4 protein-coding genes are annotated in these 8,523 nt (G+C 42.2%); 3 read left to right on the top strand and 1 reads right to left on the bottom strand.

Annotated features, from left to right (window positions below):
• The first annotated feature begins 132 nt into the window (after window positions 1–132).
• The 3 genes from CWC28_RS09360 (at window position 133) to CWC28_RS09350 (ending at window position 7,132) form a co-directional block, all read left to right on the top strand.
• Window positions 133–2,895: a S9 family peptidase gene (locus tag CWC28_RS09360; protein ID WP_138625059.1), complete on the top strand. Its 2,763-nt coding sequence runs from the start codon at window positions 133–135 to the stop codon at window positions 2,893–2,895.
• Window positions 2,896–3,084: 189 nt separating this feature from the next.
• Entirely contained in the window at window positions 3,085–5,298 is a 2,214-nt protein-coding gene (gene katG, locus CWC28_RS09355; RefSeq protein WP_062565968.1) for a catalase/peroxidase HPI, read from the top strand.
• 136 nt (window positions 5,299–5,434) lie between these two features.
• Window positions 5,435–7,132, top strand: coding sequence for a diguanylate cyclase (locus CWC28_RS09350; protein WP_062565969.1), 1,698 nt, complete (start codon window positions 5,435–5,437; stop codon window positions 7,130–7,132).
• Window positions 7,133–7,176: 44 nt separating this feature from the next.
• On the opposite strand, the gene CWC28_RS09345 is transcribed toward CWC28_RS09350, so the two are convergent.
• Window positions 7,177–8,442, bottom strand: a complete 1,266-nt coding sequence (locus CWC28_RS09345; protein WP_063699850.1) for a sensor domain-containing protein — start codon at window positions 8,440–8,442, stop codon at window positions 7,177–7,179.
• Window positions 8,443–8,523: the final 81 nt, after the last annotated feature.

The following is an 8,523-nucleotide window of genomic DNA, read 5'->3' as shown; positions in this document are numbered from 1 at the left end:
TTCCCCTAGCAACTTTCCCCTCGTAACTTTCCCCTTCCACCTCCCCAAACACGCCACTTATCGTATCTACTCGAATTGTTTATTAAAAACGCTACACTGGGTGCGTAAATTTAAAAACAACGAGAAAGATGAATGAAAGCGCAATTATCACTTTTGAGCTTAGCCTTGGTGACAAGCCTTGGTAGTGCACAGGTTGGTGCGAAAGAAGCTCTGCAATTTAAAGACGTGTTTGATTTTAAATACGCAAAAGGCACCCAACTTTCTGAAGATGGCCAAATTCTTAGCTTTAGTGCCGACCCTTATCGCGGTAATGCACAAGGTCAGGTTTATACATTAAACAATAACACCCTGCTTGCCAGCGTTGAGCGCGGTACTCGCCCTACTATTAATAAAGCAGCAAACTGGGTGGCTTTTACTCAAGTTCCAACCCTACTTGAAAAAGAAACCACCAAGAAAAAAGACGAGCTAAAAAACAACCTTGTTTTAGTAAATACTAACAATGGTGAGCAACAAACCTTTAACGATGTAAAAGACTATGCATTATCGGATGATGGTGTATGGCTTGCTTACCGACTCGATAAGAAAGCAGAAAAAGCAGATAAAAAAGACAGCGAAGAAAAAGACGAAAACAGCAGCGAAATCAAGCCAGACAAAAAAGATAAAAGCTTTGATTTAGTGCTTGTTAACCTTCAAGACAAAACCACTCACACCCTAAACAATGTATTCAGCTATGCGATTAGCAGCACCGGTGAGCAGATATTAGCAAGCCAAAGCTACAGTAATGGTGCCGACAACCAAGTTGTATTAGTTGCGCTTAATAATGACTTTGCAACGAGTGTACTGATTGATGAGCCGGGCGTTGTGGCAAACAAAATTGCTTGGCAGCCAAACAGCAATACCGCAGCGCTGTTAATTGGTAATTACGTGAATGATGATACACGCCGTCGTGATCACAGCTTACAGCTTTTACAAAACGGGGCGCTTTCAACCATTCACTCTGCAGATAGCAGCTGGACTATTGGCAAAACAGCATCGCTAAAATGGTCTGAAGATGGTGCTCGTTTATACTTTGAAAACCACCCTAAACTCGCTGCAAAAGTTGCCGCAAAAGAATACAAAGATGAAGCTTCTTTATATGATTTCGATACCATTCGCGACCAAAAGGGCCTCAACGTTTGGCACAATAAAGACGCTGAAATTAAGCCTCGCGAAGAGCAGCAATGGAACAGCACAAATAAGCTTCGTCACTACCAAGCGGTATATCATGTAAACGGTCAGCACGTTGTGCAGTTAAGCACGCCAAACATGCCTGAGGTTTCGCTTAATACTCATCGCGAAGCGCTATTAGGTTATTCAGATCTTCCATACCTAGAGCGTGTTATGTATGGCGGTTTCTACGCAGATTACTTCAGTGTTGATGTTAAAACCGGTAAACAAACCGCTATCGTCAGCGACTACCCGTTTAGACCAAGCCTTGCGCCAAATGGTCAATTTGCGGCATTTTTCCAAGACAGCCAAGTGCAACTTAAAGATTTAGGTAACAATAAGGTTTCGACCTTATCTAAAGCAATTAACGCTATTTTTGCTGATGATAAACATGACTACCCGTCACCTCAGCCGGGTTATGGTTTTGCAGGCTGGTTAAACGACAGCAGCCAAGTGCTGGTTTACAGTAAATTTGATATTTGGGCTTTTGATGTCGCAACACAAAAGGCAACACGCCTAACTCAAGGTAAAGAAAGCAATACCCAATATCGTGTTATTAAACTAGATAAAGACCAAGTGGGCTTTGCCAAAGACGAAACATTATTACTAAGCGCAACTAACCTGCAAGATAAACAAACTGAAATTGCAAAACTCGACTTATCAAGCAATAAAGTAAGTAAAGTACTTTCGGGTAAAAAGCGCTATGATGTAGTGAAAAAGGCGAAAAATGCCGACAAATATCTCTTTACTGCACAAACATATCAGCAATTCCCTGATTACTACCAAACTGACTTTAGCTTCAAAAAGCCACAGCGTGTTACCAACCTAAACCCACAAATTAGCAACTTTGCATGGGGCGAAAAACCTGAGCTTATTAGCTACAAAGGGTTTGATGGTGAAGATTTACAAGGCGTATTAATTAAGCCTGCGGGCTACAAAAAAGGCGATAAGGTGCCAGTGGTTGTGTACTTCTACCGCTATATGAGCCAACGCATGTATGACTTCCCGAAAATGGAATTAAATCATCGCCCTAACTTCCCGATGTTTACTTCAAATGGTTATGCGATTTTCTTACCTGATATCCGTTTTGAAATTGGCCATCCGGGTAAATCGTCAACCCAAACGATGATCAACGCCACTCAAAAGTTGATTGATTTAGGCATTGCTGATCCAAATAAAATTGGTTTACAAGGTCACTCATGGGCAGGCTACCAAAGTGCCTTTATGATCACCCAAACAGATATGTTTAAGGCGGTTGTATCGGGTGCGCCAGTATCTAACATGACCAGTGCATACAGCGGTATTCGCTTAAAATCAGGTCTTGCGCGTCAGTTCCAATACGAAACAGGGCAAAGCCGCATTGGTAAAACGTTATTCGAAGCGCCAGAGCTATACATCGAAAACTCACCAGTGTTCTTCGCCGATAAAGTGAATACCCCAATTCTGATTATGTTTGGCGACAAAGATGATGCTGTACCATGGCACGAAGGTGTTCAATACTACCTAGCGCTTCGTCGTGCGGGTAAAGATGCCACCTTCTTACAATACGAAGGTGAACCACATCACCTGAAGAAATTCCCTAACCAAGTGGATTTCTCAGTACGCATGATGGAATATTTTGATCATTACTTAAAAGGCAAACCAGCCGCTGAGTGGATCAAAAACGGTGTACCCTTTATTGAAGAATAAGCAATAAGCTAAATTTAAGCTTACTGCACACCTCCCCCAGAGCCAGCATTTTTGCTGGCTTTGTTCTATAAAATCAATCACACCATCTATTTTTTCGATTTTATCAATCGATTTAAACCCCAGTTTGTAAGTGGAAAGTTAACCAGAACATAACTATATTTCACCCAACTTCTAACTGGAGACAACACAATGTTTAAGAAATCAACTTCAGCTTTGTCTAAAGTAGCTGTTGCGGTATCACTGTTGGTGGCAACAGGCGTACAAGCTACAAACGACATCAAATCAAACCAATTCTGGTGGCCAGAGCAATTAGATCTTAGCCAACTTCGTGCCCATGGCGCAGAGTCTGATCCTATGGGTCCTTACTTTGATTACAAAAAAGAATTCTTAAAGTTAGACCTAAATGCAGTGAAAGCTGATATTGAGAAAGTATTAACTGATTCTCAAGATTGGTGGCCTGCTGACTACGGTCACTATGGTCCGTTCTTCATCCGTATGGCGTGGCACGCATCAGGTACGTACCGTACTTTTGATGGTCGTGGTGGCGCAGGCGGTGGTCAACAACGTTTCGACCCATTAAACAGCTGGCCTGATAACGCGAACCTTGATAAGGCGCGTCGTTTACTTTGGCCTGTAAAACAAAAATACGGTCGCAGCATTTCTTGGGCTGACTTAATGGCGTTAACAGGTAACGTTGCGCTTGAATCAATGGGCTTCAATACCTTCGGTTATGCCGGTGGTCGTGAAGACGATTGGGAACCAGATTACGTATACTGGGGTCCTGAAGGCAAAATGTTAACTGACGAACGTCGTGACAAAAAAGGCAAACTTAAAGGCCCATTAGCGGCAGTTGAGATGGGCTTGATTTATGTAAACCCAGAAGGCCCGCACGGTAACCCTGATCCACTTCTAGCAGCAGAAGACATTCGTTTATCATTCGGCCGCATGGCAATGAACGATGAAGAAATCGTTGCGCTAATCGCCGGTGGTCACAGCTTTGGTAAAGCACACGGTGCGAAAAAAGCAACGTGTTTAGACAAAGAGCCAGCAGCTGCAGGTATCGAAGAGCAAGGCTTAGGTTGGAAAAACAAATGTGGTAAAGGTCACTCAGAAGATACCATCACATCAGGTCTTGAAGGTGCATGGACAGTGACACCAACACGTTGGTCAATCAACTACCTACAAAACTTATTCAGCTTTGAGTGGGTTAAAACTAAGAGCCCTGCAGGTGCGACTCAGTGGATCCCTGAAAATGGACAAGCGTCTAATCTAGTGCCAGATGCACACATTAAAGGTAAGCGTCATGCGCCTATCATGTTCACAACTGATATCGCGTTAAAAGCAGATCCTGAGTTCCGTAAGATTTCAGAGCGTTTCTTAAACGACCCGAAAGAGTTCGAACTGGCATTTGCTAAAGCATGGTTCAAACTAAACCACCGTGATATGGGCCCACGTGCTCGTTACCTAGGTGACTTAGTGCCAGAAGAAGTATTAATTTGGCAAGACTACATCCCTGCGGTTGACCACAAACTAGTAGACAGCAAAGATATCGCGTCACTTAAAGCTAGCATCTTAGATTCAGGTTTATCTGTATCTGAACTAGTGCGTGTAGCTTGGGCATCAGCAGCAAGCTACCGCGACACAGATATGCGTGGTGGTGCAAACGGTGCACGTATTCGTTTTGCTCCGCAAAAAGATTGGCCAGTAAACAACCCGAAAGAAGTGGCTAAAGTACTGAGCAAACTTGAGAAAATCCAAACTAAGTTCAACAAAAAAGCATCTGGTGGTAAAGAAATTTCACTAGCAGATATGATTGTTCTTGGTGGTGCGGCTGCAATCGAAAAAGCAGCAAGCGACGCGGGTTTCTCTATCTCAGTACCATTTAAGCCAGGTCGTATGGACGCGTCATTAGAAATGACAGACGTTGAGTCATTCGAAGTACTTGAGCCAACAGCAGATGCGTTCCGTAACTACTACAGCTCAGCATGGAAATCACCGGCTGAAATGTTAGTTGAACGTGCTGATTTACTAAGCTTATCAGTACCAGAAATGACTGCACTACTAGGTGGTATGCGTGCCCTTAACGCGAATACTGACCAAACTAAACACGGTGTATTCACGAAGAAACCTGGCACATTAAGCAACGACTTCTTCGTTAACCTATTAGATATGTCAACGAAGTGGTCTAAGTCTTCTGAGGAAGGTGTTTACGAAGGCCGTGACCGTAAGTCAGGCAAACTTAAGTGGACAGCAACACCAGTAGATTTAATCTTCGGTTCAAACTCAGAGCTACGTTCAATTGCTGAAGTGTATGCCTCTGACGATGCTAAACAGAAGTTCGTTGATGACTTCGTAGCAGCGTGGACTAAAGTAATGACGCTAGATCGTTTCGACCTACGTTAACCCATATTTTCGCAACCAACAAAGCCGCTAAGTTAGCGGCTTTTTTTATTTTCGTTGATAATTTACTCGACAAGGCAGCGGTTTACGTTAAAAATAAAACTTTATTATTATATTTATTTGGACACAGGCATTAGGGATGATTGCGCGCTTTTTACTGCTTTTTGTTATCTACTCATTATGCCTAAGCATGACGACCCAAAGCCGTGCAGATAACTCCCCTATTGTTAATATCGATCAACGTAGCGTTGACCTCACTCAATTTGCTATGAGCTATTTTATTGATAGCACAGGCGCCATGTCTCTTTCGCAAGTTCAGCAGCAAAATTTTACCAACAGTCAAAACGAGCTTACTTTGGGCACTAACGCTAAAACTACGTGGTCAAAAATAGTTATAAAAAATAGCTACAGCGATACCCTACGCTTATTTGTACATAACCCTGATGCCTATCATTTAGAAGAAGTCAGCTTTTACGAAACACAATCAGCACAACTGATAAACCAATCGGTTATCCAACTTGATAAAACAGGCCCTAAAGCCAATATGTTTGGTGGCAGTGCCGTGTTTTCGTTTTATATTGCTCCTAACCAGCAAAAAACAATTTACGTAAAAAGCGTCACTTTTTCTCATCAGTGGTTTGCACTAACGATTTATGATGAAGAGCATTCAAAGCGAGCCCTTGTCGGGAATGGTAATTACATTGCGCTGCTTGTCGGGATGATGTTAGCGCTGATGATTTATAACTTCTTCTTGTATTTATCGGCCCGTAAAATCGAGAACATTGTTTACGCCCTGTATCTTATCTCTGGCACGGTGTGGGTGGCGCTGTCTTATGGTGTTGCTGCTAACTTCTTTGGTATTTTTAGTGCTGAGCTATTACAGCTCAATTCTAACTTACTGAGCATGCCAAGCTTTTTAGTAATTTTTGTAATGCTCATTTTCGAAACCAAAAAGCATTACCCTAAAGAGCATATCGCGCTGTCGATTATTTTGTTCTTACTGGTTGCTGATTTTATCTATAGCTTGTTCGATATTGTGGGGGCATTAAAACCTGCCAGTAGCTTGGCAGCTTTAATGATGACGGTGACATTTGGAGTATCTATTTCGCTGTGGCGAAAAGGTAACACACTGGCAAAATACTTTTTGCTCGGCCACTCTATGTTCGTTATTTTCAATATGCTGGCGGTGCTTTATTACAAGGGGATCAGCGACGCAAACGTGATAAATAGCCACGGCGTTGGCATAGGTATTTTGCTCGAAGCCTTAATGATGGCGTTTATTCTTTCTTATCGAATTAAGAGCCTCGAAAAAATTAAAGCACAGCAAACTGAGCTCAATCGCTTGGTCGATACAGATCCTATGACAGGCCTTTATAACCGCCGTTACTTTGACAGAAAAAGTGAGGAATTGATTGCCGCTATGGCAAGTAATCAGCAAGAGTTAACCCTCCTAATTGCTGATCTCGACCACTTCAAAAACATCAACGACACATATGGTCACGATGTTGGCGATAAAGTCATTATCGCATTTGCCAACATACTCACCTCAGAGCAAGGCCTTGCTGATATAGCCTGCCGTTACGGCGGCGAAGAGTTTGTGTTATTACTCAATTGTAACCTACTTGATGCCAAGCAAGTTGCCGAGCGAATTCGCCAAAAAGCTCAAGAAACCTACATCACCATTGATGAAGTACAAACCGTGCAATTTACCGTGAGTATTGGTGTACACAGCGTAGCTCATGCTTCAACAACCGTGAAAGAAACCCTCACCATTGCCGACAAAGCATTGTATAAAGCGAAAAGTAACGGCCGTAATTGTGTTGAAGTGGCTGCTTGAGGGGAAAGTTTCAAGTTTCAGAGCAACATAAGGCGTTAAAACCATTAGCTGAAATGAATGATGGTTGTTCCGGGTTGCTTTTTAGCTTGGTACATAGCCGCATCCGCTTCTTCAATTAGCTGGTTTGCTGCATACACACCATCGCCGAGAAAATGCGCTGTCACACCAATACTTGCTGTGACTTCAATTGACTTACCTTTACAACTAAAAGGGGCTGAAAATTGATCCGCAATTTTATGTGCCAAGCGATTCAGAATCGTCGTGTTAGTTACGCCTGAAATAGTCACTAAAAACTCATCTCCCCCCATTCTTATCACATAATCGGTACTTCTGACGGCAGCTTTAAGTTGCTTTGCAACCCATACCAAAACTTCATCGCCTAGTGCATGACCATGCTGATCGTTGATTTGTTTAAAATCATCTAAGTCGATATAAATAAAGCCCATTCCCTCAGCCACATCACCATTTTCACTAAATACATCATTTAATAATTGCTCTAGATAACGACGGTTCGGTAATTGAGTAAGCGGGTCAAGATTCGCAAGCTCAATCAAAGCCTGCTCTTTATTTTTTCGAGCTGAAATGTCACGCACAATCGCAAGAAGATAGCTTTTCCCTTGATGGTCAATATGACACACACTCACTTCTGTAGGAAAAACCTGACCATCTTTTTGTTTTAAGCACGACTCAAAAATAGTGGTTTCTTGAGCTTTTATACGCTCCACCCTTTCTTGCCATTTAGCCTTGGTATCGTAGTCAGGGTTAATGTCTGGAATGGTTAGTTTTAAAAGCTCCTCCTTTTCATAACCTAAGCACCTAAAAGCAAATTGATTACAATTAAGGATTTGACCAAACTGAGGGTTTGCAACAAAGATGGCATCATTCGATTTATCAACCAAATGGGTCAGCAAAATATCCGCGGCCGCCTCTTTATTGACTGTTGTTAAGTCAATAATTTGCGAAATATAACGCACAACATTACCGTCAGTATCCATCTCGGCAACAATATTCAGCTGACAATAAATAGCATGACCCAACTTATGCATGTAACGCTTTTCGATTTGTAAGGGCTGCTCAGGAAACTGATTAAGCTTGGCACGAATAGCTTTATTTAACTCTCTGTCATCAGCATGAGTTATAACAACATCATCGGCGTACACTTCATCGCCTTCGTAACCTAATAGTTGTTTTAGTGCCGGGTTTGCATATTCGAGTTTACCGCTAGGCGAGGAAACAATGACAGGGATAGGTGTAATTTCTATTAACCGATAAATAGGATTAACAAACATCTGTACGTCATTAAGTTTCATGGGCAACCCGAGTCCAATACATTATTACTACTCAGTAAAATGAAATAATAGACTATAAATTAGCTATCAGCTATCAGCTAT

The sequence above is a fragment of the Pseudoalteromonas sp. S4492 genome, assembly GCF_005886115.1.
Taxonomy (GTDB): domain Bacteria; phylum Pseudomonadota; class Gammaproteobacteria; order Enterobacterales; family Alteromonadaceae; genus Pseudoalteromonas; species Pseudoalteromonas gelatinilytica.
This window is presented reverse-complemented; position numbering and strand designations above follow the sequence as displayed.

What these genes read in the sequence shown, in the direction of transcription:
- CWC28_RS09350 (WP_062565969.1), top strand. Translation starts at nt 5,435, where the DNA reads ATGATTGCGCGCTTTTTACTGCTTTTTGTTATCTACTCATTATGCCTA.
- katG (WP_062565968.1), top strand. Translation starts at nt 3,085, where the DNA reads ATGTTTAAGAAATCAACTTCAGCTTTGTCTAAAGTAGCTGTTGCGGTA.
- CWC28_RS09345 (WP_063699850.1), bottom strand. Translation starts at nt 8,442, where the DNA reads ATGAAACTTAATGACGTACAGATGTTTGTTAATCCTATTTATCGGTTA.
- CWC28_RS09360 (WP_138625059.1), top strand. Translation starts at nt 133, where the DNA reads ATGAAAGCGCAATTATCACTTTTGAGCTTAGCCTTGGTGACAAGCCTT.